At 40.3% G+C, this 25,312-nt stretch carries 25 protein-coding genes; 21 read left to right on the top strand and 4 right to left on the bottom strand.

Going from position 1 to position 25,312, the window contains the following annotated elements; translation table 11 throughout:
- The first annotated feature begins 88 nt into the window (after nucleotides 1-88).
- The 10 genes from M1E09_RS13440 to M1E09_RS13395 all read left to right on the top strand — a co-directional run bounded on the left by M1E09_RS13440 (nucleotide 89) and on the right by M1E09_RS13395 (nucleotide 11,052).
- Complete coding sequence (locus M1E09_RS13440; RefSeq protein ID WP_456271376.1) at nucleotides 89-1,354, top strand: cytochrome P450; 1,266 nt, start codon at nucleotides 89-91, stop codon at nucleotides 1,352-1,354.
- A 153-nt stretch (nucleotides 1,355-1,507) separates the two neighbouring features.
- Nucleotides 1,508-2,236 (top strand): YwaF family protein, encoded by a 729-nt coding sequence (locus M1E09_RS13435; protein ID WP_456271375.1) that lies wholly within the window; start codon nucleotides 1,508-1,510, stop codon nucleotides 2,234-2,236.
- 167 nt (nucleotides 2,237-2,403) lie between these two features.
- Complete coding sequence (locus tag M1E09_RS13430) at nucleotides 2,404-2,625, top strand: EthD family reductase (RefSeq protein WP_456274983.1); 222 nt, start codon at nucleotides 2,404-2,406, stop codon at nucleotides 2,623-2,625.
- Between the two features lie 507 nt (nucleotides 2,626-3,132).
- The gene (locus tag M1E09_RS13425) at nucleotides 3,133-3,525 is read left to right on the top strand and encodes an NUDIX hydrolase (protein ID WP_456271374.1); all 393 of its coding nucleotides are present in this window, start codon (nucleotides 3,133-3,135) and stop codon (nucleotides 3,523-3,525) included.
- 239 nt (nucleotides 3,526-3,764) lie between these two features.
- Nucleotides 3,765-4,286 carry an RNA polymerase sigma factor gene (locus M1E09_RS13420; RefSeq protein WP_456271373.1) on the top strand — a complete coding sequence of 174 codons (522 nt, stop codon included), beginning with the start codon at nucleotides 3,765-3,767 and terminating at the stop codon, nucleotides 4,284-4,286.
- The gene (locus M1E09_RS13415; protein WP_456271372.1) at nucleotides 4,267-5,451 is read left to right on the top strand and encodes a DL-endopeptidase inhibitor IseA family protein; all 1,185 of its coding nucleotides are present in this window, start codon (nucleotides 4,267-4,269) and stop codon (nucleotides 5,449-5,451) included. The genes M1E09_RS13420 and M1E09_RS13415 overlap by 20 nt, the downstream gene beginning before the upstream one ends.
- 242 nt (nucleotides 5,452-5,693) lie before the next feature.
- Nucleotides 5,694-6,425 carry a class I SAM-dependent methyltransferase gene (locus M1E09_RS13410; RefSeq protein WP_456274982.1) on the top strand — a complete coding sequence of 244 codons (732 nt, stop codon included), beginning with the start codon at nucleotides 5,694-5,696 and terminating at the stop codon, nucleotides 6,423-6,425.
- Between the two features lie 297 nt (nucleotides 6,426-6,722).
- The gene (locus M1E09_RS13405; RefSeq protein WP_456271371.1) at nucleotides 6,723-8,576 is read left to right on the top strand and encodes a putative bifunctional diguanylate cyclase/phosphodiesterase; all 1,854 of its coding nucleotides are present in this window, start codon (nucleotides 6,723-6,725) and stop codon (nucleotides 8,574-8,576) included.
- A gap of 18 nt (nucleotides 8,577-8,594) precedes the next feature.
- Nucleotides 8,595-9,176, top strand: coding sequence for a GNAT family N-acetyltransferase (locus tag M1E09_RS13400; protein ID WP_456271370.1), 582 nt, complete (start codon nucleotides 8,595-8,597; stop codon nucleotides 9,174-9,176).
- A 193-nt stretch (nucleotides 9,177-9,369) separates the two neighbouring features.
- Nucleotides 9,370-11,052 (top strand): M3 family oligoendopeptidase, encoded by a 1,683-nt coding sequence (locus tag M1E09_RS13395; protein WP_456271369.1) that lies wholly within the window; start codon nucleotides 9,370-9,372, stop codon nucleotides 11,050-11,052.
- Nucleotides 11,053-11,098: 46 nt separating this feature from the next.
- On the opposite strand, the gene M1E09_RS13390 is transcribed toward M1E09_RS13395, so the two are convergent.
- Nucleotides 11,099-11,914 carry an STAS domain-containing protein gene (locus tag M1E09_RS13390; protein ID WP_456271368.1) on the bottom strand — a complete coding sequence of 272 codons (816 nt, stop codon included), beginning with the start codon at nucleotides 11,912-11,914 and terminating at the stop codon, nucleotides 11,099-11,101.
- Between the two features lie 331 nt (nucleotides 11,915-12,245).
- The gene (locus M1E09_RS13385) at nucleotides 12,246-12,470 is read right to left on the bottom strand and encodes a hypothetical protein (protein WP_456271367.1); all 225 of its coding nucleotides are present in this window, start codon (nucleotides 12,468-12,470) and stop codon (nucleotides 12,246-12,248) included.
- A gap of 128 nt (nucleotides 12,471-12,598) precedes the next feature.
- Here M1E09_RS13385 and M1E09_RS13380 point away from each other — a divergent pair, with 128 nt between their 5' ends.
- Nucleotides 12,599-12,913 (top strand): hypothetical protein, encoded by a 315-nt coding sequence (locus tag M1E09_RS13380; protein WP_456271366.1) that lies wholly within the window; start codon nucleotides 12,599-12,601, stop codon nucleotides 12,911-12,913.
- A gap of 206 nt (nucleotides 12,914-13,119) precedes the next feature.
- On the top strand, nucleotides 13,120-14,190 hold the full coding sequence (gene rlmN / locus M1E09_RS13375; protein WP_456271365.1) for a 23S rRNA (adenine(2503)-C(2))-methyltransferase RlmN: 1,071 nt from the start codon (nucleotides 13,120-13,122) through the stop codon (nucleotides 14,188-14,190).
- Nucleotides 14,191-14,286: 96 nt separating this feature from the next.
- On the opposite strand, the gene M1E09_RS13370 is transcribed toward rlmN, so the two are convergent.
- Complete coding sequence (locus M1E09_RS13370) at nucleotides 14,287-15,159, bottom strand: aminoglycoside 6-adenylyltransferase (protein ID WP_456271364.1); 873 nt, start codon at nucleotides 15,157-15,159, stop codon at nucleotides 14,287-14,289.
- A gap of 217 nt (nucleotides 15,160-15,376) precedes the next feature.
- Between M1E09_RS13370 and M1E09_RS13365 the strand changes: the two genes are divergently transcribed.
- Entirely contained in the window at nucleotides 15,377-16,069 is a 693-nt protein-coding gene (locus M1E09_RS13365) for an aspartate/glutamate racemase family protein (protein WP_456271363.1), read from the top strand.
- A gap of 61 nt (nucleotides 16,070-16,130) precedes the next feature.
- On the opposite strand, the gene M1E09_RS13360 is transcribed toward M1E09_RS13365, so the two are convergent.
- Nucleotides 16,131-16,718 (bottom strand): redoxin domain-containing protein, encoded by a 588-nt coding sequence (locus tag M1E09_RS13360; RefSeq protein WP_456271362.1) that lies wholly within the window; start codon nucleotides 16,716-16,718, stop codon nucleotides 16,131-16,133.
- A gap of 312 nt (nucleotides 16,719-17,030) precedes the next feature.
- Between M1E09_RS13360 and M1E09_RS13355 the strand changes: the two genes are divergently transcribed.
- The 8 genes from M1E09_RS13355 to M1E09_RS13320 all read left to right on the top strand — a co-directional run bounded on the left by M1E09_RS13355 (nucleotide 17,031) and on the right by M1E09_RS13320 (nucleotide 25,149).
- Entirely contained in the window at nucleotides 17,031-17,618 is a 588-nt protein-coding gene (locus tag M1E09_RS13355; RefSeq protein ID WP_456271361.1) for a glycerol-3-phosphate acyltransferase, read from the top strand.
- 11 nt (nucleotides 17,619-17,629) lie between these two features.
- Entirely contained in the window at nucleotides 17,630-19,240 is a 1,611-nt protein-coding gene (locus tag M1E09_RS13350) for an aminotransferase class V-fold PLP-dependent enzyme (protein ID WP_456271360.1), read from the top strand.
- Entirely contained in the window at nucleotides 19,237-21,084 is a 1,848-nt protein-coding gene (locus M1E09_RS13345; protein WP_456271359.1) for an LTA synthase family protein, read from the top strand. Before M1E09_RS13350 ends, M1E09_RS13345 begins: the two co-directional genes overlap by 4 nt.
- A gap of 190 nt (nucleotides 21,085-21,274) precedes the next feature.
- On the top strand, nucleotides 21,275-21,907 hold the full coding sequence (locus tag M1E09_RS13340) for a LysE family transporter (RefSeq protein WP_456271358.1): 633 nt from the start codon (nucleotides 21,275-21,277) through the stop codon (nucleotides 21,905-21,907).
- Nucleotides 21,908-21,997: 90 nt separating this feature from the next.
- Nucleotides 21,998-22,756: an STAS domain-containing protein gene (locus M1E09_RS13335; RefSeq protein ID WP_456271357.1), complete on the top strand. Its 759-nt coding sequence runs from the start codon at nucleotides 21,998-22,000 to the stop codon at nucleotides 22,754-22,756.
- A gap of 177 nt (nucleotides 22,757-22,933) precedes the next feature.
- Entirely contained in the window at nucleotides 22,934-23,134 is a 201-nt protein-coding gene (locus M1E09_RS13330; RefSeq protein ID WP_113930092.1) for a cold-shock protein, read from the top strand.
- 159 nt (nucleotides 23,135-23,293) lie between these two features.
- Nucleotides 23,294-24,169 (top strand): cation diffusion facilitator family transporter, encoded by an 876-nt coding sequence (locus M1E09_RS13325; protein WP_456271356.1) that lies wholly within the window; start codon nucleotides 23,294-23,296, stop codon nucleotides 24,167-24,169.
- 11 nt (nucleotides 24,170-24,180) lie between these two features.
- Nucleotides 24,181-25,149 (top strand): cation diffusion facilitator family transporter, encoded by a 969-nt coding sequence (locus M1E09_RS13320; protein ID WP_456271355.1) that lies wholly within the window; start codon nucleotides 24,181-24,183, stop codon nucleotides 25,147-25,149.
- Nucleotides 25,150-25,312: the final 163 nt, after the last annotated feature.

Below are 25,312 nucleotides of genomic sequence, written 5' to 3'. Positions count from 1 at the left end.
GGTTTATTTAACGTCCATGCGGGAAACTTACAAGTATATTTTTAAGAGTGATTCTTATACATATTTTTCAAAGGGGAGATGAGCAAAGATGGATTCTAAAAGTCTGCTGCCGAAGGAGAAAGGGCTGGACCATACGCTTTCGTTGATTTCTGAAGGATACTTATTCATCCCAAACAGAAGGGATTATATGAATTCTGATATTTTCCAAACCAGGCTTCTGGGTCAAAAAGCAATATGCATGAGCGGAAAGGAAGCAGCAGAGCTGTTTTACAATGATGAATTATTCGTTCGGAAAGGCGCCGCGCCGAAAAGAGTTCAAAAGACCTTATTTGGAGAAAGTGCCATACAAACAATGGACGGCGAGAATCATAAACAGAGAAAGAGGATGTTCTTGTCATTAATGACTCCTGACCGGTTAAAGCAATTGCAAGAGTTGACAAAAGAAGAGTGGGAAAGAAAAGCACAGGAGATGGATATTAAGAAAGAGGCCATCCTGATGGAAGAAACGGAAGAAGTGATCTGCCGGTTAGCGTGCAGGTGGGCGGGGGTTCCGCTTGAAGAAAATGAAGTTAAACACAGGGCCAGAGATTTTGCTTTAATGATAGATTCATTTGGCGGAGTTGGAGAACGTTACAGAGAGGGTAAAAGAGCGAGGGGAAGGACAGAGAAATGGATTGAAAATATTATCAAGAACATCCGCTCCAGGAAGCTCAATCCCTGTGAAAATACAGCAGCATACATTTTTTCTTTTCATAGAGATTTAAAAGGAAAACTGATGAGTGATCATATGGCTGCAATAGAGTTAATCAACATTGTTAGGCCGATGGTTGCGGTCGGCAGATTTATCACTTTTGGTGCTCTTGCACTTCATGAACACCCTGAAGTGCAAGAGAAGCTGAAAAAGGATCCGGATGAATATGGGAAAATGTTTATCCAGGAGGTACGCCGATACTATCCTTTCGCACCTTTTACAGGTGCTCGTGTTAAAAAGGACTTTAGCTGGCAGCACTACCACTTCAAAAAGGGTACATTGGTGATGCTTGATATTTATGGAACCAACCACCACCCGGATTTATGGGATGATCCTGCTGTTTTCAATCCCGAACGTTTTGTTAACTGGAATGAGAGTCCTTTTAACTTCATTCCCCAAGGCGGAGGAGACCATTATATGGGGCATCGATGTGCAGGGGAATGGGTTACGCTGCTGATTATGAAAGAAAGCCTCAACTTTCTTGCCAATAAAATGGTCTATGATGTACCCGCCCAAGACTTGAGTTACAGCATGGCAAGGATGCCTGCCATGCCTAAAAGCGGGTTTATCATGCATAATATACAAACAAGGGAAATAGACTAGCACTAGAATAAACAACGGCTTAGAAAAACTCACCAATAAGGGTGGGTTTTTTGTCAACATGATAGAATTATAATAAACTAAAGTTTCAACGCTTTAAAGCAAGGGGGACTGTCCCCCGTTGCTTTAAAGGTGGTAAAGAGCGGGGGCATTTCAGTGAGGGAGTTTTTGAACTTTGATTATGAGAATTATCCATTCGATTTATTTTCAAATTCTCATTTATTAGCTATTTCAATGATGTTTTTGTTGGTACTTGGTCTATTCTGGTTCAGAGAAGAGATAATAGCCAGTTGGAAAAAGCCATTACGATTCTTACTGATTGGTCTCCTTGTTTTCGGTGAAATATCTTTTCAATACTGGTATTTCGTCAACGATAAATGGGACATCAGCATCAATTTACCTTTTCAATTATGTTCCTTATCGCTCTATTTATGTACGATAATGCTGTTAACCAGAAGCTTTAGAATATTTGAGATCAGTTTCTTTGTCAGTATGACAGGAGCATTTGTCGCCATGATCACACCTGAACTGTTCTTCGGCTTCCCCCATTTCCGGTACTTTCAATTTTTTATAGCGCATACTGCGATTGTGCTTTCCTGTCTCTACATGGTCTGGATTGAAGGGTTCAGGGTGACATATGCATCTGTTTTCAAATCCTTGGCAGCGCTAAATATTATTGCGTTTTTTGTGTTTTTAATCGATATTGCAATTGATGCGAACTATATGTTTCTTGCTCATAAGCCAATTAACGCAAGTCCTATAGATTTTCTTGGGCCCTACCCAGGGTATATTTTTTCACTGGAAGCAGTGGCTTTATTGTTGTTTTCTTTGCTTTATCTTCCGTTTTATATTTTAGAGAAGAGAAAAGTCAGGGGGCAGTACTAATGGGCCGGCTGTCCTAATACTATAGATAGAAAGGTTTTGTCTGTAGGACAACCTTTCCTATTCTATCAATAATGGAGAGTGCGATTATGCCTAAGGTGATTGTCATGTAAGAAAGACCCAAAGACTTACAAGGTTTTGAAAAGTATTACTTCAATCAGCATACCCCCCTGGTTGAAAAGGTTCCTCATCTAAAAAGTGCAATAATTCAAAAAGTCCTCAATACGCAAAATACAGACCTTCAATTGTATATCGTGATGGAAATTGAGTTTGAAGACGCTGCAGGAATGAACGAAGCATTTTCCTCAACTGAGTGGAAAGCCGTCACTGATGATGTACCCAATTTAATGACATATTTAGAAAAACCACCAATTATCGCCGTGACAGAATGAGGTTAGCCTCTTTTTCCTTTACTGGAGAAAGAGGCTTTTTAAATATAGGCTCTGTTAGTTGATGATGTTGTTAATCAGGTTTTAATGCTGAATCTCTTATCAATTAAAATATATGGATTATGCTGCTGCTTCTGTTATTAGTGAATAGTTTTTTTGTGGTCATTTTATAGGTGTAAATACGTTTCTTATAGTTCTAGAATCTCAAAAATTCAGTGAAATATAGAAAAAACCGTTGATTGGAGCGGAAGGTATGCGACCTCCTGCGGGATTAGCGGGACAGGTGAGACCAAGGTTACGTACCCACCGGAACGTAACCCCGCAGGCGAAGCTGAGGAGGCTCACCGCCCGCCCCGCGGAGTCGCACACCTGGAGCGGAAATTAGGCAACATCATTTAAGTAGGTTCCTAAAACTACATAACTCTTTAACAAAGCCTATCTATAAAGAATCAAAAAATTCTAAAAAACGTGTATACTATTATCAAATATAGCTGTATCGGGGTGAATTGATTGAGAGAATGGAATGGTGCGGCAGCCATATGTTTGAATGAACAAAAAGAGGTATTGGTCGTCAGAGGTGCAGGGACGAATATTTGGAGTGTCCCTACTGGAGGGATTGAACAAGGTGAAACGCCAGAGGAATGCTGTGTGAGAGAAGTGAAGGAAGAAACCGGTTATACGGTTTCAATAGTTAGAAGGCTCTACGTTAAAGAGAAAGTTATTCAGGGGATCAACGTGACAACACATTATTTCAAGGTGGTTAAGGATGGCGGAGAAATCGCAGTAAACGATCACGACCAGGACATTGCAGAAGCTGACTGGAAGTCTATTGAGGAATATCAACAACTAGAGCAAATGTATCCCGAGGATCTGCTTCTTATAAAAGAATTAGCATATACATAGCCTTAATCAGAGGAGCTCAAATAGGGCTCCTCTACTTTTTTATTAAGTATGTAACTTATTTATCCTTGTTAATTCCGGCCAAATGAACGGTCTGTCTGTTCCAATCAATCCCACGAGGCTGCAAGAGTGAGGAATTTTCTAAAGGCCTTATAAAAATTTTTTGAAATCTTGAAACCATATCAGAAGGATAATCGACTAATGTGTAAGTTAAGGAGGGAAAGGGACTGGAAAAGGCCAACTTGGACGAATTATATGAAACATATTTTCATGATGTTTATCACTATTTATTATACTTTACAAACAGCCGGTCAGATGCAGAGGATTTAACCCAGGAAACATTCATAAAGGCATTTAAAAGCTATGAAAGGTTTCAGGAGAAATCTACTGTGAAGACTTGGATACTGTCGATTGCCAAAAGAACGGCCATTGATTTTTACCGTAAAAGAAAAATGATTTCTAGGCTTCCTGATTTGATTTCAAACATGGGAAAAAGCCTTGATGGAATACCAGATAAAGAGATGGATCATCTTGATGACTGGGAAATGCTTCAAAGAGCCCTTTCCACACTGAAACCGGATTTTCGTAATGTCATCATTCTAAGAGGACTGAAGGAGTATTCGGTTAAAGAAACTGCGGAAATTCTGAATTGGAAAGAAACAAAAGTCAAAGTTGATTTTCATAGGGAAATCAAATTGTTGAAAAATCAACTGTCCAAGACGAATGAAGGAGTGGTGATTTTTAATGAACAAAAGAGAGGTTGATCAGTTTCTGAAGCCGTTGAAAGACAGACCAGGTCTAACGCCTAGAGCGGAGTTTAAAAACGAGTTGCACAATAAGCTGGCAGAAGAAGAAGGAGTGGGAATGAACAAGAGGAAATTGAATCATTGGGTTCCCAACCTGGTGGCAGCGGCATTATTGCTTGTCGGTATGTACTTTGGGTCTGAATGGATAAGCATTAACGGTTCAAGTGGCAATGAACAACAGCCTGCGGTATCAGATGTTGATGAGGAAGACTCACAGATTGTGACGGAGATCACCGAAGAGGAAGCTAAAGCACTTATCGAAAATGCTTTTGCACACTATTCAATTGTGGTAAATGGCGGAGGCCCTGAGACGGGTTCAATGTTCAAATATGATGGAAAAGAGTATCGTTTCATGGGGGAAGAATTTCAGACAGAAGAAAAAGTTCTCTCATATTTAGAGGAAAAATATACGGAGAAAATAGCAGCTGAAATCTTTGAAAAACAGCCTTTCATCGAACAAAATGGAAAATTAGCTCAGCCCAATAAATACATTAGCGGTAACTTACTATGGGGGGATGGAGAGATACAGAGGTTCAGGGAAGACAGTGACAACATCAGGATCGCCCATTATAAAGTGCCTGTCGAAACAGATGGGGAAGAACAATTTCAGATCTTTGAGCTGACGCTTAAGTTCCAGGATGGCTGGAAGCTGGATGAAATCCTGCCTTTTTCACATGGTGATAATACGGAAGGAAACATTGAAACTGCTGCGGGTGAGACGACTACTGAATTCACCTTGACTCCAGCGGAAAATGCCATTTACGAGCAATTCTCAGAGGATCTAAACGAAGAGCATTTGCAGGAGTGGGATCCATTAAGTGTCGCCAAGCTGTATGTAAACGCTGAACTTGAAAACAATCAAGAGGTCGTTTATGCCCTCTATACAGACAGAGAAGGCTATGTTCAGTGGACAAAGGAACAACATTTGGAAGACAACCGTCTGGTTCCTCCTGATAAACCAGCCATACTTCAGTTGTATAATGGAATTCAAGAGGGCGAGTTCATTCAAAGTGATGAAAACAGCGGATGGATTAAATTCCATAATTCAAATCGAATGATGGGATTCCAGATGGTGAAAGACGAAGATGGAATTTGGAATGTCGGATTTATGCCGATCCAATAAACAATCGAATGGCCGGTCGGGAATTGACCTGCCTTTCGATTGTTTATCCATAGGTCTTTCATATGGAAAATAAACCGATCAATTAAATCTGTTGAAATATTAAGAAGCTGCGTGATAAAAAAACAGGTAAGTGAAAAGAAAAATATGGTAAAATAAAAAAGAATTCAGAAATTTTACTAAAAGCTAATTAAGAGAGCAACGGAGTGATTACGGTGGATACCAATAAAGATTTTCGTAGATTAATGGATAGTGCGAATGAAACATTTTCTGGATGGGATTTCTCTTTCATTTCAGGCACGGGCAGGATGGTTTCCAGTCCGCTGGATTGGTCTTATGGAAGTGAAGCGCTGATGGTGATGGGAAATTCGCAATCTGTTTTGGATATGGGAACTGGTGGGGGAGAGTTCTTATCAATGCTCCGGCCTTTTCCTGCATCCATATATGCTACAGAAGCTTATGAACCGAATATCCCGGTGGCAAGGGCGAACCTGGAGCCTCTGGGTGTAAGGGTCGTTGGAATTGTAAATGATTCAGACCTGCCATTTGAGAATGGACAATTCGATACTATCTTAAATAAACATGAAGCCTACTCGGTCAAAGAGGTCAAGAGGATTCTGTCTCCTGGCGGAATATTCCTTACCCAGCAAGTGGGTGGATTGGACTGTTTGGAAATCAATGAAGCTCTTGAAGCGGAAGCAAATAGCGAGTTCGGTCATTGGAATTTGGAATATGCCTTGGGTGAACTTGAGGGAAACGGCTTTACGGCCATTTTCAGCAGGGAGCAGTATCCTGTCCAGCGTTTTTATGATATTGGTGCCCTGGTGTATTATTTGAAAGCAATTCCGTGGCAGGTGGAGGGGTTTTCTCCGGAAATTTATATGGAGAGATTGTACAAGATTCATAAACACATTGAAACCAAAGGGTATTTCGAAGTTAAGCAGCACAGGTTCATTATTAAAGCGGAGTTAATTTGAATGTCCTGAAACGGAAATAGCCAGGAAACGCAGGCTGAACTGTTCTTCGGGTTTTTGGCTTGTTCATTGGAGGGGTAATGCTCATCAGTTCAAATGTAAAATTTATCGCAGCCGTCACGGAGAGTGGAAGGGGAAAGTCTAGTGGGCACCGACCGGTTATTCATTTTAATATCAATAATCTTAATAAGCACATCAGTGTTTATTTTACTCAAGTATAGTATCTTATTTCGCCACACAAAAGCAGTATTGCTGAACTCTGTTGCAGCTTCAGCGGTAATATGGTGTGTCATTTTCTTTATGGCTAAGGAATTCGGCTTTTCGGACCGAATTGTATTGGAAAAGCATTGGCTTTTAATTTCCAGTTTGTTTGTATTCAGCATATTGGCTTTCAGTCTAGTATTCTATAACCTGAAAAATATCCAGCAGGACAAGAATTCTCTCGGTTATTTTATCAGCAGCGTCGTTGCAGGCCTTTTTCTTGTGGCCTTACAGTGCAATTTTTATTTGGAGATTACTGAATTTAATACATATATCCTGAATAACAATCTATTGTTCGCAGCCCTCCATACAATAATAACATTATTTCTCCTCACCAGAGTGCTGCAGCAAGTCAGGTTTGACCAGATTCATGCTCGGAAAAAAACCAGGAACTTATCCCTGGCTTTCATCTCACTTACAGCTGGCCATTCCATATTTGGCTCGATTACAACAGTCATGGAAGCTTTTCAACTTTCAGTGAACTATGATTTGTTCAACCTTGAATATGCAAGCGTCTTTCTTCTGGTTGTCATTTCGGTGGCCAAGGGGGAAAGGCAATACTTGGATGAGAGGAATAACCTTAACTATATGGCTTATCACGATTCCCTTACAGGGTTGTATAATCGGCTGTATATCCAGGAAGATTTGGAAAAAAGAGTGGGAGAGGGCAAACCGTTTTACCTTTTGCTGCTTGATTTGGATTACTTTAAACATATCAATGATACCCATGGGCATTTATTTGGTGATGAGGTGATTAGAACAGTTGCTTCCTTCATTAAAAGTAAGCTCGGTGCCTCCGATATTGCAGGGAGGCTGGGAGGAGATGAGTTCGTCATTATCTTTCATGATGAACAAAGTTCCCAATCAATAAATGAATTCTGCAGCAGTATTTTGGAGTACTTCTCAAATCCGATTGTTATTAAAGGCCGCCAAATTTCAATTACAACATCCATAGGGGTGTCCTCCTTCCCTGTGAATGCCGATTCTCCTGAAGACCTGCTGGTCAAAGCTGATATCAGTATGTACAAAACCAAAGGAGACGGACGGAACTCCTATACTATATATAATGAGCTTCTGGAGAAACAATTCAGAAAGGATGTAACCTTGCAATCTGATTTGAGCAAAGCCTTGTTGAACAAGGAATTTGAAGTCTACTACCAGCCAATGGTCAATCTTAAAGAAAAGAAGATAATTGGATTTGAAGCGCTTTTGAGGTGGAACCACCCGGAAAAAGGGATGGTCAACCCGGGAGAATTTATCCACATTGCAGAAGAAACTGGATTGATCATTCCCATAGGTGAATGGGTAGTTCATGAAGCCTGCCGTCAAATCCACCAGTGGAACGAGCAGTTGAACCAGGATTTTATCGTTTCGGTTAATTTATCTCTTAAACAATTTTCAAAGAAAGGTATCTTTGAAACACTCTCAGACATAGTCGACGAAATCGGAATCTCTCCTTCGCTAGTCACCATTGAGATAACAGAATCAATGGCAATGGTCAATACGGAGCATACGCTTGCTCTTTTAAAAGAGTTCAAGGAAAAGGGATTTGGAATATCAATTGATGATTTTGGAACAGGATATAGTTCTCTCGGCTATTTAAAAGATTTTTCCATTCAAAGCATTAAAATCGACAGGTCTTTCATTAAGAGTGTGAATGACAGCGGAAAAGATGATGCAATCGTTAAAGCAATCCTGTCCATTGCAGGGAACCTGGGAATCCAGGTCGTAGCTGAAGGGGTCGAACAGCCTCAGCAGGAAAAGTTTCTGGTCAGCCAGCAATGTGATTACGCACAGGGCTATCATTACAGCAAGCCGTTAAACAGCAGCGATTTGCTGAAGTTCTTAAGGAGCAATGATGCAACCTGGAATACCAGCGCAATTCTTACATGATGTAAAAGGAGTTATCATATGAATACTGAAGAAGTTTACGGAAGCCTTCCTGACTTAGAGACTGAACGGCTGATATTGCGAAAGTTAACATTGGAGGATACTCAGGATATCCATGAATACGGAACAGACCCGCTTGTTTCAAGGTATGTCGGATGGCCGAGGCATGTAACAATAGAAGATTCAAAAGAATTCGCAGAACATATCCTACAACAATATGAAAATAAGAATATCGCTTTTTGGGGGATGGAACATAAGGGGAGTCGTAAATTGGTTGGAACAATTGATTTTGTCTCCTGGGACCCAAAACATAAGACCGCCGAAATTGGTTATGTCCTTTCTAGAGAAAACTGGGGAAGAGGATACACTGCAGAAGCGGCCAGAGCGGTCATAGCATTTGGGTTTGAAAGAATGGGCCTAGTCCGTATTCAAGCACGGTGCTTCCTGGAGAATGCCGGATCGCAAAGAGTCATGGAGAAGTCGGGTATGAGTTTTGAAGGTGTTATCCGAAAAGGGCTATTCATGAAAGGCAGCCATCAGGATCTGAAACTTTATTCAATTTTGAAGGAGGAATATGAGCAGCAGAAAAGAATGGTTGTTTAACTAAATACACTAGGTGTTTTACACGGGAATCTCTACTGAAAGTCCACTTAGTGGGCTTTTTTGTTTCGGAAAAGTTACCAATTTACTAACAATGCCTGTACGCATTTACCTTATTAAGAATTATTAATAAAATTACTTACTTTTAATAGTAATTTAAATTACTATTAAGTTAAGCGAAGAGGGAGGGAATTATATGGTAAGTTACCGTAAACAAAAAGAAAATGTTTTTGATTTTGACTATTTTGCCGGGGTATTTGATGAATTACTTATGGAATTCTCACACTGTGAGAATGTTAAGAAACAAGATTTACTATTAAAAGAGTTGAACTCAGCGAGATTTGACTTTGAGACGGAGAAAAACCTTGTAACACTTTGGCTTGTCCAGGATTTCAAAAATGATATTGCAGAGAAGGACTATCAGGCTTTTATGGCCAATGAACCGGCTTATCAAAAACTCGTGCAAAGATATTACACTGCATTGATGCATACTCCTTTCAGAGAAGAACTTGAACAGATTTGGGGCAAACAGTTGTTTAGACTTGCTGAGGTGAAGACCGGGTTTCTCAATACAGACATTCAAGAAGAACTTAACCTGGAGAATCAGCTGATGGCAGAGTATGGGAAACTGCTTGGAACTGCAGAAACAGAATTTCAGGGTAAAAAGGTGAGCTTAACATGTTTACATTCTTACATGGCAAGTGGAAACCGTGGTATAAGGAAGATGGCCTATGAAGCGCGCTCCAAATATTTCAATGAGAATGAACCTGCGTTTGATGAAATTCTTGATCGGTTGATAAAAATCAGGACGAAGATGGCAAGAAAGCTGGGCAGGGACAATTTCATCAGTGTTGGGTATGAGCGAATGAACCGTACTGACATAACCCCTCAGGACATGAGCACCTACCGTAAGCAGATACAAGTTCATGGTGTACCATTTGTATCTGGTTTGCGGGAAAAGCAAAGAAACAGGCTCGGGGTCAGCCGGTTGAAATACTATGATGATAAGGTGCTCTTTGAAGGTGGCTCACCGAAACTGAATATGGATATTAAGGAAATAACAGAGAAGATGAAGGAATTATTTTCGGAGATGTCGGAAGATACAAAAAGCTTTTATCAGGAACTGATGGAAAATGAGAATTATGATCTCTTCCCGAGGCAAGGCAAGAGAGGAGGCGGATATGCAACCTATTTAGGAAGTGACAAAAAGCCATTTATTTTTGCCAACTTCACAGGTATCTCAAATGATTTTCGCGTTTTCACACATGAAGCAGGACATGCATTTCAATTTTATATGAGCAGGAGCCTCGGTGTCCCGGAATATATCATCCCTGTTGATTCGGCTGAAGTCTTTTCTTTTGCGATGGAAAGGTTCTCCTGGCAGTGGATTGAATCATTTTTTGGTGATGATGCGGCTGATTATAAATATAGTCTCTTCACGGAAGCTTTTTTGTATATGCCTCATGCAAGTGCCATTGATGAATTTGAACACTATCTCTATGAATGTCCTGACGATGATATTAAAGATAGAAAACAAAAATGGAGGGAACTGGAGGCTGTCTACCTTCCTGAATTGGATTATGATGGAAATGAATATTTAGAGGGCGGTGGAAGTTTTCATGGGATTGCTCATATCTTTTTAAGCCCGTTCTATTTTATTGATTACGACCTTGCACATAACAGCGCGCTGCAGTTATGGCAAAAATCCCAATCAGACTTCCCTGCAGCCTGGAAAAGCTACCTGGATATGTGCAAAGCGGGCGGAAGCCGCTCATTTAAGGAGCACTTGCAGGCAGCCGGGTTAACATCCCCATTTGAAGCCGATGCACTAATTCCTTTTTTTGATTCTGCACAAAAGTGGGTAAAGAATCACTTATAGATAACTAAAAGGGGAATCCTGTGAAGGTTCCCCTTTTAAAAGTGAATTAAATCAGTTCTTTTATTGCTTTATCTAATGTACCTAAAGTTTCAATATCATGGAGGTCAATGCCCTGCTGAATGATCGTGTGGGCCATATCAGGCAAAATTCCTGTTAATACCGCTTTAATGCCAAGCAGTTTAAGTGATTCTGCAATCTTAATGATCTCTTGAGCAACCATATCATCAATTAAAGTAACTCCCGATAAATCAATTACCAGATGTGAAAGCCTGAATTTCGCTGCCTGAGACAATGTCTTGTCAAGGATGATTCTTGCACGGTCGGCATCAATTTCTCCAATCAGCGGCAAAACGGCTACATTTTCAAAAATCTTAACAACAGGGGAAGAAATCTTTAGGAATTCATCTTTAGTGTTTCTTAGGATTTGCTCATGGTATTGAACATAACTCAAACTGAAAATATATACCGCATCATCCATTAAAGGATCAATGATGGATGATGCATCGAATACGGTTTCGAGGGAAAGGTTATGTTCTGCAGAGATTCTTCTAATATATTTCCAAATATGTTTTCTATATAATTTAGACGTGCTTAACGTGCTTTCCATTGGTGCTTTGTTATCTATTGCAGACTGTCCTGCCATCTTGGCCCATTCAATGACACCGTTTCTTGCGGCATCACTATCTTTTTCCTGAAGAGCCAAAGCCAGAATATGAATCAATTTGGCTCTTCCATCAATCAATTCATTGATCACCGACTGGTTTAAGCCTAGTTCAGTATAAGATTTAATATTGGTAATTTCTTTAGCAATTTCATATTCCTTTTCCAAAAGCTTTTCTGACAGCAATCTTAATTCATTCATGAATTTACCTCATAGATTAATATAGTCAACATCCTTGTTATTCTACATAACATTTTAAACACTTACAATTTATACGCCTTGTTAGTATAAATATATTAAAAGTGAGGAATATTTGGGGATTTTATTAGAAGAGGCAGGGGTGACGGTCAATTGACTGGGAAAATGAATAATAACACTGTGAAAAAGGGAAGGGATTCTTTCGTGAATAAAGGACTGTTTTCTAAAGCAAGCTGCATCGCATAATGTAGAGGATATAATCCACCACTTTTAAAAGAGCAGCAAGCTTAAGAAAACAGCGAAAGAAAACAATTGTGAAAACAGAAAAAAGTTCTTAGAGTATTTCTGTCTTGTTTTTTGGGCGGTCGAGCTTCATACGCTCCAGTTCCAATTTCATTTTCTCAGTTTCCATTACGAAGTTTTCCTGTTTAAGCTTTTCCAATTTTAACTCATCTTGTATTATTGACTGTTTGTATTTATAGCTTTTTTGGAAGTGGTCAGTTAAAATCGCTATTATCGGGATGGAAAAAACCATAATGACAGCAATGGTTCCGGTCATATTATCTCTCCTTAAAAAAATTCACTTATTTTCTTACTTTCTTCTAGTATATAAGTATTTTATCCGAATTAATAGAATATTTTGTCGGCCTTAAGGAGGAGTTTCAAAAAAAGAAAGGAGGAGTTCTAGTGTCAAAACTGTTAAGAAGCATCATTGTTACAATCATTATACTCTCGGCAGTCATCTACTACATTGGAAATTACACATTAATTCATAAGGATAAGTTAAAGGAAGTAACTATTTCCGAGAAGCTTGAAAAAAGCGGGCACTATTATATCGTTGCTGGTGACATGCAACTTGAAGTTAAAGATGAAAACCTCTGGAATGTGATCAAGGAAAAAGCTTCCTACGATATTGAATATGAGTGGTACGGTGATCACGTACCTTCTATAAAATATATATCCCTTCACGGGCAGAAACAGTCCGGTGATGAGTCCCACTAAGCCAGCTTCTGCAAGGGTGTGATTTTGAAGAGAAACGTACCATTATAAAAAGAGAAACCACCTGTAATGGTGTGATTGAATCATTCAATAATCAGATTGAGAGCAGATATTCATCTATTTTCATTATAAATGGCTTGCGACATTGGCATACTTTAAGTAGTATAGAAAAAGTAGAAAAGGCAAGTATTTTGAAATGAGGTTTTACTATGGAAAAAGTTTCTATATATGGTTTAACGATAGATCAACTGACATCCTGGATGGTTGAGCATGGGCAGAAGAAATTCCGTGCTTCTCAAGTATGGGACTGGTTATATAAAAAACGTGTGAAGAGCTTTGAAGATATGAAAAATATTGGAGCGGATTGTGTCACGCTTTTAGAAGAGAATTTTCATATCGGGACCTTGGAGCAGGAAATCAAACAAGAATCAAAAGATGGCACAATTAAATTCCTTTTCAAGCTTCAAGACGGAAATCTGATTGAAACAGTGCTAATGAAGTTCAACTATGGGTATTCTGTTTGTGTCACTACACAAGTGGGCTGCAATATTGGCTGTTCTTTCTGTGCAAGCGGATTGCTGAGAAAAAACCGTGATTTGTCCAGCGGCGAGATCGTCGAGCAAATCATGAATGTCCAGCATCATCTCGATGCTAAAGAACAGGATGAAAGAGTAAGCCATATTGTTGTCATGGGTATCGGGGAACCGTTTGATAACTACGATAATCTAATGGACTTTTTACGTGTCGTCAATGACCAGAAAGGTTTATCGATTGGTGCCAGACATATTACTGTTTCGACAAGCGGCCTGGCTAACCGAATCTATGATTGGGCGGACGAGAATATTCAAGTCAATCTGGCAGTATCCCTACATGCTCCAAACAATGAACTGCGTTCCCGAATCATGAAAATAAACAAAGCTTATCCATTAGAAAAGCTGATGCCCGCCATTGATTATTACCTTGAAAAAACAAACCGCCGCATCACATTTGAATATATATTGTTAAAGGATGTTAATGACCATAAAGAAGAAGCTCTCCAGCTCGCGAAGCTTCTGAAAAATAAAAAGCATCTTTCGTATGTTAACTTAATTCCTTACAATCCCGTCGATGAACATGGGCAATATCAGCGAAGTACAAAAGAAGCCATTGTTGAATTCTACGGTACATTGATGAATCAGGGAATCAATTGCGGTGTACGTACTGAACATGGTACTGATATTGATGCTGCCTGCGGACAGCTCCGAAGCAAGCAGATTAAAAAGGATAAAATTCGTTCATAATAATATCTTCTTTGCAGGGAAGAAGCTGTCAGCGTATTGCTGACAGCTTTTTTTTTCTATAAAATTACACTCTTTAACATAAAAATATTATGTAGACTAACAATAATCCTCTGCATCTTCAGGCAAGCTCCTGATATGCATCAAGTGTTGTGAAACATTCCTGTCTTCTTCGTAAGAGTAAGGAAAGCCAAAGTGTTCAGCAACAGTTCGGGACGCTTGACGGAATAACTCAGTCATTGTAAATAGACTATCCCAAATGTTTTCATAAGTACCATTCGTATAAGTCGATACAAAGTTATCCCACTCATCATGCTCTAGGAAATCTTCAAAATATTTTCCAAGCTTACCTGCACTTTTTGTATAGCCGGTCCTTCTTCCGATTTCCCACTCAATCATTCTCATAAGCACATTTCGGTTGATCTGCTCATACATGAACATGCTGTAGGACAATTCTTTTCTCCATAATCCTTTGGCTATATTCATACAGATCCACCAGAATTCATTGCAGGTATCGCTGAATTCTTTTTCAGAGGGCTTCCTGACAAGGTAATCTTTGTCGCTTGCCGCAGGAAGGGGAGCAATTATCCCATCTTTGTCTAATAAAACCTTTGTAAGGCTGTCAGGGTTGAGTAAAGTCTCCAATTGCTCCTCAGGAAGCAATGTAAGGTCAATCCTGTTTCCGTCCTGAAACCACATAAGATAAACAAACACTCCATTCCCCAAGGGAGGAGGGACGACTTTGTCTTCCGGCATCTGCATCATGATACGGCGGCCAAAGTAATCAACCCAGCGATGATCTGAAGTGAATGAGTCTATCTCCCTTACTAGATACACAATATCAAAGTCTTGAAAAAAATCTTTTTTTACATTGGGATTTGCACGTGATCCGTTGAGGAGCACAGCTCTTATCCTTTCATCCTTTTCTGCCTTATTCATAATCAATTGAAGCATTTCTTGGTCAGTTCTCATATGTATGGCCTCCCGTTGAAGATGTTTTTCCTTTCATCCTGATTATATCAAAATTCAGAATATTGAGTTTAAATAAAGAGAAATGCAAACCCTGGCTTCTAAAAGAAAAGCTCTCTTGAATAGTTAATTTAACAGAGACGGAGAATTCGGGGGAGCCATTGGGCAAACGAATGTTTTATAATGGTAGTGAGAAGAATTCTGCGGAAGGGGTCGAAGGATGAAAACAATTGGTTTGATTGGCGGCATGAGCTGGGAGTCTTCATTAGAATATTACCGTATGATCAACGAAGAAGTGAAGACTGAAATGGGCGGTTTGCACTCCGCAAAATGTATTATGTACAGTGTGGACTTTGAAGGAATTGCACGTTATCAACGGGAAGGCGACTGGAAAAAAGCAGGAGATGTTCTGGGGGAAGCTGCTGCTGCTTTAGAAGAAGCTGGTGCAGACTTCATCCTTTTGTGCACCAACACAATGCATAAGGTGATCGGGCAGCTGGAAGAAAGAATCACCATTCCGATCCTTCATATAGCCGATGCGGCTGCACAGAGTTTAAGGGCTAATGGGATTAGGAAAGCAGCCCTGCTGGGTACAAAATATACAATGGAGCAGGAATTCTATAAAGAACGATTACAATTAAACGGGATTGAAATTATAATTCCTGGAGAAGTGTACAGAAACAAAATCAACAGCATCATATTCGAAGAGCTTTGCCTTGGAAAGATCGATAATAGTTCCCGTCTTTATTTTAAAAAAATCATTGAGGAACTTGAAACAAAAGGAGCCCAGGGAATCGTGTTAGGGTGTACAGAAATCGGACTGCTGGTTAAGGAAGGTGATTCGGGCGTTCCGTTGTTTGATACGGCAAATATTCATGCAAAAGCAGCTGTAAGAAAAGCGATTGAACTGTAAAGGAGCTCTTCTGTAAAAAGGTGCCTGGTACAATTCAGCTTTATTGTGCCAGGCACCACTTTTATATCTTCCCAATCAGCTTTGGATCCTTTATCAGGCCGTAGTGATCCGGCAGCCAGTTGGCGGGAACTCCTTCCCCTGTCTGCCGTGCATATTGAACTGCCTGAAGAAGTCTCATCACCTCATATACATTGCGGCCCACCTCAGAAGGGTTTACCAATCTGGCGGCGATAGTTCCTTCAGGGTCCACAATGATCGTGGCTCGCATGGCTGCCCCTGTTTTCTCATTTAATACTCTGTACTTTTCTGATATCTCATGCGTTCTATCACTAACAAGCGGGTACTGTACCTTTGCAACTGATGGAGAAACATCAGTAAATACTTTATGGGCATAGACGCTGTCCGTACTGATAGCCAGCACTTCGGCGTTTAAAGAGACTAGACCAGGGTAAATAGCAGCGACCGCTGCCAATTCAGTTGGTCAAACAAAAGTAAAATCACTTCCGTAAAAAAATAATATCACCCATTTACCTTTCAGTTGTGTTAAGGAAACCTGTTTAATCTTTTTTTCTGAATTGTAATAAGCTTCTGCTGTAAATAACGGGGCTGGGTCGCCGGTCTGTGCACAAAACGGTTTGTTGTTTTCCATCACTTCACCTCTCTTCTGAACCCAAGATGTTTAAATATATTCATATAATTGCTGATTTATTAGAACTGAAAAACGGAGGATTGATGAGCAGAATAACCACTACTTCAGCAATGATCATTCTGTTATGATAAGTAAGAATATATTTATAGAAACAAGAAATCAGGCAGAATGCTATTTAGGAAGTTCTATTTACAAAATTCATGGAACCCATTTTTTTTAAAAAAATGAAACTTTTTAACGAGTTGTATCGTTAACTTTATATGGGTCAGGAATAAATCTGCCATTCTTCCAAAACAATGAATCGAGTGTGAAATGATGAATATCTATATGCTGGTTGCCGTCTGTCTTTTATCCTATGGATTTGGCGGCTTAAATGGAGCGTATTATGTAACAGGATATTATATGAAGGAAGATATACGCTCTCACGGGAGCGGGAATGTCGGAGCGACGAATGCAGGACGCATTTTGGGGAAAAAAGGGTTTGTTTTGACAGTCATCCTCGATGTTGCAAAAGTGATAGCTGCATTATCAATTACCTATTGGATGGCTGAAAATGATCCCACGGCTATGGTGCTAAGTGCATTTTTTCTGCTTGCCGGCCATATATTCCCGATTCAGCTGGGATTTCAGGGAGGAAAGGGCATTGTCGTCTTCTTGGCCTGTTCTCTTTACTTGGTGCCTTCGAGCATATTGGTTTTGGGATTGATAATGGGCATCCTCTTTTTGATAACTAAGAAGTATAAGCTTTCAGGATTCATAGCAATGCTTTCCATCCCTCTGACCGCTTTTCTGACAGATCACCCTCCTGAGTATTGGTCTGTTTTGCTGGTCATGTTTGGCATAGTACTGTTGGTACATAAAAAATCACCGCCGAGACAACTTCATAACCGGCAGCCATAGGAGGTTTGAGAATGAACACAGATTCTCTACACTATAAAATAGCAACCGAGCCTGAAGAATTTAACCAGATACATAGATTGAACTATCAAACATTTGTTGATGAAATCCCTCAGCACCAGAGAAATGAAAAAGAGATGCTGGTTGATCGATTTCATCATGAAAATACCTATATTATAGCCAAAAATAATGCCGTACTGGCCGGAATGATAGCTGTACGAGGCAGCAGACCTTTTTCGCTTGACCAAAAACTTGCTGATATTGATTCTTTTTTGCCTGAAGGCAGTGTTCCATGCGAAATTCGCCTGCTTGCTGTGAGGAAGGAATACAGGAGCAGTATAATATTTTACAAGTTAGTTGAAAAAGCGGTTTCCCATTGTCTTGCGAAAGGCTATAACCTTGCCTTAATTTCTGGTACTGTCCTTCAGCTTAAGCTCTACAAGCGAATTGGCTTTGTGCCGTTCGGTCCATTAGTGGGCGATGAGGCAGCAAGATTTCAGCCCATGTACCTGACAAAAGACAGCTTTGAAACTTCCACTAAAGCATTTAAGAGACTAATGGAAAGGAATTCAACAAAGGAACCTGTGAACTTTCTTCCCGGTCCTGTGCCAGTCCGAAAAGAAGTGGAAACCGCTTTTTCCAAGAGGGCGATTTCCCACAGATCGACCGGGTTTGTGTCTGAAATGGAGGAAGTTCGTGAAAAGCTTAAGCGTATAACAGGTGCCCGATATGTCCAGGTTTTGGTTGGTACCGGTACATTGTCTAATGATCTGGTGGCGGCTCAGTTGAAGAAAAGAAATGAAAGAGGTATCATCCTGGCGAATGGCGAGTTTGGTTCTCGTCTCATCGATCATGCTGAGAGAATGGGTCTCTTATTTGATGTCTATGAAAAAGAATGGAACGAACCGATCGGAAATGAAGAGGTCGATCATTATCTCGATCTTCATCCCGGAGTGGCCTGGCTATGGACAGTGCATTGTGAAACATCCACAGGGTACTTATTTGATATTGAAGGATTAGAGAAGATTTGCATGAAGCATGGTGTTGAACTTTGTGTGGATGCCTGCAGTTCTGCAGGGGTGGTCCCTATGGATTTGAGAAATGTTTATATGGCCACAACCGTAAGCGGAAAAGGCCTGGGTTCTTACCCGGGTCTCGCAATACTATTTCATCGTGACCCCATGAATCCTGATCCTTCACTGCCGAGATACTTGGACCTGGGAATGTATCAATTGCATGGCAGTGTTCCCTATACTCACTCATCAAACCTTGTTGCCGCTCTTCGTATGGCATTGAATTGTTTAGATGAAACGAAGTCATCAAGGCTCTCACAAATTGTGAAGGATTCACTATCCAATGCAGGAGTGGAGTATCTGGGTGATGAATACTATTCACCTGGGATCGTGAGCATTCCACTGCCGCCTTTATTGTCATCAAAAGAATTCGGAGATTCTTTAAAACAAAAAGGAGTCCTATTAAGTTATGAAAGTGAATATCTGCTAAAAAGAAATTGGGTTCAAGTGGCCTTAATGGGGAATTATGATCATAATGAAGTTCAATCTGCTATAAATCTCTTCTTGAAAGAACTCCGGTCACATAAATTGAGCGAAGTGCCAACGTTATGAACATTTTAAAGAAGGATCATATCAACAGATTTAAGCCCTTATCATTAGTGATTTTCACTGTTATTGCTCTTTGGATAAAAACGGTATTTGTGGTCATGTTAGGTTTCGACTTGAACATCACCACGGCTGCAGATTTTTTACTTGTAGTGGTCAACCCACTTGGTTCATTGATCCTGCTGATGGGACTAAGTTTTTACTTTACAAAAAGATTTAAGAAGACCCTCTTCTGGATAGCCTGGGTTGCAGCTAATGCCCTTTTATATGGTGATTTACTTTACTACAGGTTCTATACAGATTTTGTGACGCTTCCCATCCTGTTTCAGTTTAATAATGTCGGCGGGCTTGGTCCGAGTACGGTTGAATTGATGAGTCCCTGGGATGCTTTGCTGTTCATGGATTTGCTGATCATTCCATGGATTCTAAAGACCACTACCGAAAGCTATGAAATTAAATCGGTTCAAAAGGGGAAGTATATTGCGGCTGGGATTACCTTGACAGCGGCCACTGTGGCATTTGGCCTCTTGAAGTCCCCCTACTTGTTTTCTGCTTCCTATGATCGTGAGGGATTGGTGAAAGCTATTGGTCCATACAATTATCATCTGTTTGACTTTTCACTTGGTGCCATTACACCGCTGAGCCGGCCATTGGCCTCAAAAGCAGACGCAGTTCCTTCTGAAGAATATCTTAAGAGTAAAACCGGGACTACCTCCGATTTATTTGGAGTAGCCAAAGAGAAAAATGTCATGTTAATCAGTATGGAGTCGACCCAAAACTTTGTTATAAACGAAGAAGTGAACGGGGAGGAAATAACCCCTTTTTTAAATGGCCTTATTAAAGACAGTTATTATTTCAGCAATATTTTTGACCAGACAGCGCAAGGCAAGACTTCCGATTCGGAATTTATGATTGATAACGGCCTCTACCCGCTTGCCAGCGGCTCTGTTTTCGTACAAAAGCCTGAAAATACCTATTACAGCCTTCCGCACATTCTTAAGGAAGAGAATTACTACTCAGCAGTATTCCATGGAAATGAACGAACCTTCTGGAACAGAGAAAACATGTATAAGGCGCTGGGATATGATCACTTTTATTCTGAAAGAGACTATAAAGTCACCGAAGAAAACTCAGTGAATTATGGCATCAAGGATAAGGAGTTTTTTGAACAGACTGCAGACATGCTCGAAAATATTCCCCAGCCGTTTTATACCAGGCTGATTACACTGACAAATCACTTTCCATTTTTGCTGGAAGAAGAGGACATGTTGATTGATGAAGCCGAAACGGAGATCGATGTAGTCAACCGCTATGTCACTACTGTCCGGTATCAGGATGAAGCATTGAAATCCTTATTTAAGGACCTGAAAAAGAGAGGCTTATATGAGAATACGATGTTCGTCCTTTATGGAGATCACTATGGTATCTCTGAAAAATATGAAGAAGGTGTTTTTGAACTGCTTGGGATGGAACCATCACCAGTAAATCACATTAAACTGCAAGAGATCCCCTTCATTATTCATATACCTGGTGAAGGCGGCAAGACCATTCCAAATCTCGGCGGAGAAATAGATATAAGGCCGACAATCCTTCAATTGTTAGGAATCAATACAAGAAGCAAGCCGTCATTCGGCCATGATATCTTCACCAGGAATGATAATCATCCTGTTATTTTCCGAGATGGAAGTTTTATCACGGGGGATTACATTTTCAAAGACGGTGTATGTTACAAGACAGCCAGCGGTAAACTTTCACACGGTGGGTGCCTCCCTTATCAGGATATAGTTAGGGAAGAACTTGAATTATCCGACGATATCATTTACGGAGACCTCTTAAGGTTCCTGCAATAGAGCCAATCACCTTTTGCAAATTCAGGCAAAAGGTTTTTTGGCATTGCCCGAAAGCCTCTCTGATATTTCCATGCTGCCTAATGAAGGAGAAACCACAATTCCCAAATAGTTGATTATAACTGAAAGACAATTCTAAATACCTCTTCTCCTACATAAAATGTACAAGCTTTATAAAAGGTGGAGAGTTCATTTGAGTATTAACATACTGTTGGGCTATATCATTCTTGGACTAGCTTTGGCTGCTCCGATTGGACCCGTTAATTCAGCAAGGCTGGACAAAGGAATAAGAAGCGGTTTCTGGCATGCGTGGATTGTTGGAACTGGATCCATGTTTGCTGATGCCATCTTCATGCTGCTGGTTTATATCGGGATGGTGCAATTTCTCGATATACCTGCTGTTCAGATTTTTCTGTGGCTGTTCGGAGGTTTTGTACTGGTTTACACAGGAATCGAAAGTATTACAAGCATGAAAACTTTTTCCTGGAATGAAGTGAGGACTAAGGACTCCTTGGTGAAAAGTTTCTTAACTGGTTTTATTATGTCTATATCAAGTCCACTGTCGATATTGTTCTGGCTGGGTATATATGGGTCTGTCCTGGCGAAGACCGCAGCAGGCAATGGAACTGGTCACCTATTGATTTACAGCTGTATGATTTTTCTGGGATTATCCATGTGGGATTTATTTGTGGCTTTCCTAACGACTTTCCTGCGCAGATATTTCAATTCCAACATATTGGTCCTGATTTCCGTTCTTTCAGGGGTTTCTCTCATAGGATTTGGAATCTATTTTGGCTGGCAGGGCATTTGTGTGCTTTTGAATTAATCTGAAGCGCTGACTGGTCCTTATGTTTGAAAATAGAGTTGCAAAGCCAGAAGTAGTATAATAGGTGGTGAAAATGAATGGGGGAGAAAGATGAATCCTATAGGAGTGCTACCAGAAAAGATCTCTCTCTTAAATGCTTTAAACAGCATAGGAGAAAATATAATCATCGCTGATCTGGAATATTCTATAGCATGGATGAACTGTAATGCAGCAAAGTTGATGTCCGACTTGGCACCTCTTTTTGGACTTGATAGTGCAGAAGAGATGATAGGGCTGCATATGAGCAGCTTCCACCATAAACCATCTCACCAAGAGAGAATTATGGAAGAGCTGACAGAAATACATAGGGCAAGAATTACGATCAGAGATAAGTTTGCAGCAGACATCGTCATTACACCGATCAAAAATGAAGAAAAAATGATTGACGGTTATGTCGTAATGCTTACCGACGTCACTACGAAAGCCAAAGAAGATGAAGAGAAGGAAAAGCTGATTAAATCATTATCTGTTCCAATCATAAAGGTTTGGGAGAAAACGATAGCACTGCCTTTAATTGGACACTTCGACACAGACAGGGCAGAAATGATGATCGCTTCTGTTCTCCGGGAATGTGCTGCGAACAAAATAGAGTACGTCGTGGTTGATCTGGGAGGAATATATGAACTGGATATGAATATAAAATTCCATATCCAAAAACTTTGTGACTGTTTAAAGCTTATTGGCTCTCAGTGCATCATTGCAGGAATCACTCCGGAATTTGCCATGGCTGCCGGTGAGTTATCGCAAGGCAATCGAGTTTTCAGCACTGCCCATCAAGGCTTAAAATACGTAATCAGCCAAATTCGTTAAAAAATTTTTAAAGAAAGTGCTGTTTTGCTTTCATATCTTCCGGTAACCTGTTATGATAAAGAAGAATTATTTTTGTTCGGTGTATAAGAAACAAAGAGTTGAGATCTTTAATTCTGAATACCGCTGAGAGCAAGGATAGTATTAATAATGTGTGAAACGCACTAGGAGGCAACAAACATGGAAAAAGGTACAGTAAAATGGTTTAACGCAGAAAAAGGTTTCGGATTCATCGAAGTTGAAGGTGGAGAAGACGTATTCGTACATTTCTCAGCTATTCAAGGCGAAGGTTTCAAATCTCTTGACGAAGGTCAAGCAGTAACTTTTGATATCGAGCAAGGTCAACGCGGACCTCAAGCTGCTAACGTTAATAAAGCATAATAAGTAAACTTCTGAGTGAAATTTACGAGCCTGCAGGAAATTCTGCAGGCTTTTTTATATTCTCTCTGATGAATGTTGCATTAACTGAATTAGCCATTGAATACATTCAATTTTGATGGGTAATAGGAGTGTATGATTACATAGATGGAGGTTGGAATCATGGAGCACAATCATTCTTCTGCAAAGAATTCAAAAACGGCTTTCTTTTTAAATCTCTCTTTTGCCATCATCGAATTCATCGGCGGCCTTATGACCAACAGCATGGCTATCCTCTCAGATGCTGTCCATGATTTAGGCGACTCGATTTCTCTAGGAAGTTCCTGGTATCTTGAAAAGCTTTCTAAAAAGGGCAGTAATCAGAAATTCAGCTTTGGATACAAACGGTTCTCCTTGCTTGGTGCCCTGATCAATTCAATCATCTTAATAGTCGGGTCCCTGCTAGTTCTTTATGAGACTGTTCCAAGGCTTTTTCATCCTGAGCATCCTAATGCCAAGGGAATGATTTGGCTGGCGATTCTGGGCATCATGATTAATGGGATAGCTGCATACCGCTTGAAAAAGGGATCATCCATGAATGAAAGTGTTCTCAGTTGGCATATGCTGGAGGATATTCTTGGATGGGTCGGTGTATTGATCGTCAGTATTGTTCTGTTATTTAAAGATATTCATATACTTGATCCGATACTGGCTATCGCCATAGCGTGCTTTGTATTGTTTAATGTGGTGAAAAAGCTTATAAAAACCATGAGGATATTTCTTAATGGGGTTCCTGAAGGTATCAATCTTGATTCAGTTGAAAAAGATATAAAGGAGATCGAAGGAGTACAGGGAATTTCTCATTTGCATATCTGGTCGATTGATGGAGAAGAGAATGCGATTTCTGTCCATTTGAAAGTCTCAGGGAGTATGGACGTTCATGACCAAAAGAGAGTTAAGAAGCAGATCAGAAGATTAATATCTGATTGCCATGTGACTCACTCGACTATTGAATTTAAGATGGATCAGGATAAGGCAAATATTCAGAAAGCAAACTGAGGAGGAAGAGTATGGGTGAATTATTTGCTCTGTTAAAACAAGGAAATAAATCAGCTCTGTTAGCTTCTATTATTAATGCAGTTATAGCAACAGTAAAAGGTATTGCCTATGCTATGACCGGAAATGTAGCGATGTTTGCAGAAACCTTGCACAGCATCGGCGACTCAGCTAACCAATTTTTCGTCTTTATCGGGTCTGCTCTTAGTAAAAAAGCTCCTACTCCCCGCTTCCCGAACGGGTTTGGAAGACTCGTCAATTTAGTGTTGCTGGCCGCAGTACTTATAGTGGGGATCATGGCCTATGAAACCATCATTGAAGGGTATCATCACATTCTTCATCCAAGTGAATCGGAAGGCTTTCTGATAACAGCCGGTGTTTTGATACTGGCTGTCATTCTTGAAGCATTTGTATTATATAAAGCCATGAAAGAAACACTGCATGAAGTAGGGGTGAAAGCTTCAGGTTTAGGTATCATTCCAAAGAGTTTTGCGAATATCAATAAGGCCAAGGCAGCAACAAAACTTGTTTTCCTGGAGGACCTAGTGGCAACCGGAGGCGGGTTATTGGCTCTTGTTGCGGTCATTATTGCTCAATACACAACGTTCCATGAAGCTGAAGGGATTGCTTCAATCATCATCGGGCTGCTTATGTTCATAGTAGTCGGTAAGACCTTCCTGGACAATGCTGCGGGAGTACTTGGGGAAGCCGATTTATCTATGAGAAAAATAATCGGGGATATCGCTTTCCAAGATCCGGGAGTAAAGGATGTTCAGGAAATTGCTGTCCTCAAAGAAGGGGATGAGCTGCATGTTGAATTGACAATCGAAGTCGACCCAACAATCACGGTTGCAGCTGCAGATGACATTAAAGACCGGATCGAAGAAAGAATATTACAGGAAAAAGGGGTGACTGATGTCCTCGTTGAATTTGATGAAGATGATGAGCACCTTAGATGGAAAGGCAATAAAGGGTCCGAGTAACCAAGAAGTCACCTTACAGGAATGTAAGGCGGCTTTTTTTTGTGTTTAACAATATTCACCTAACCCCAAGCCCTGCCAGACACTGGAGAACGCCATGAAATCCAGGAAAAAGAAAATCAGAGCCATCGCCAATATTAAAAATGTAACCCTATCAGTAAGAGTG

The organism is Bacillus sp. AK031 (assembly GCF_053903065.1).
This window is presented reverse-complemented; position numbering and strand designations above follow the sequence as displayed.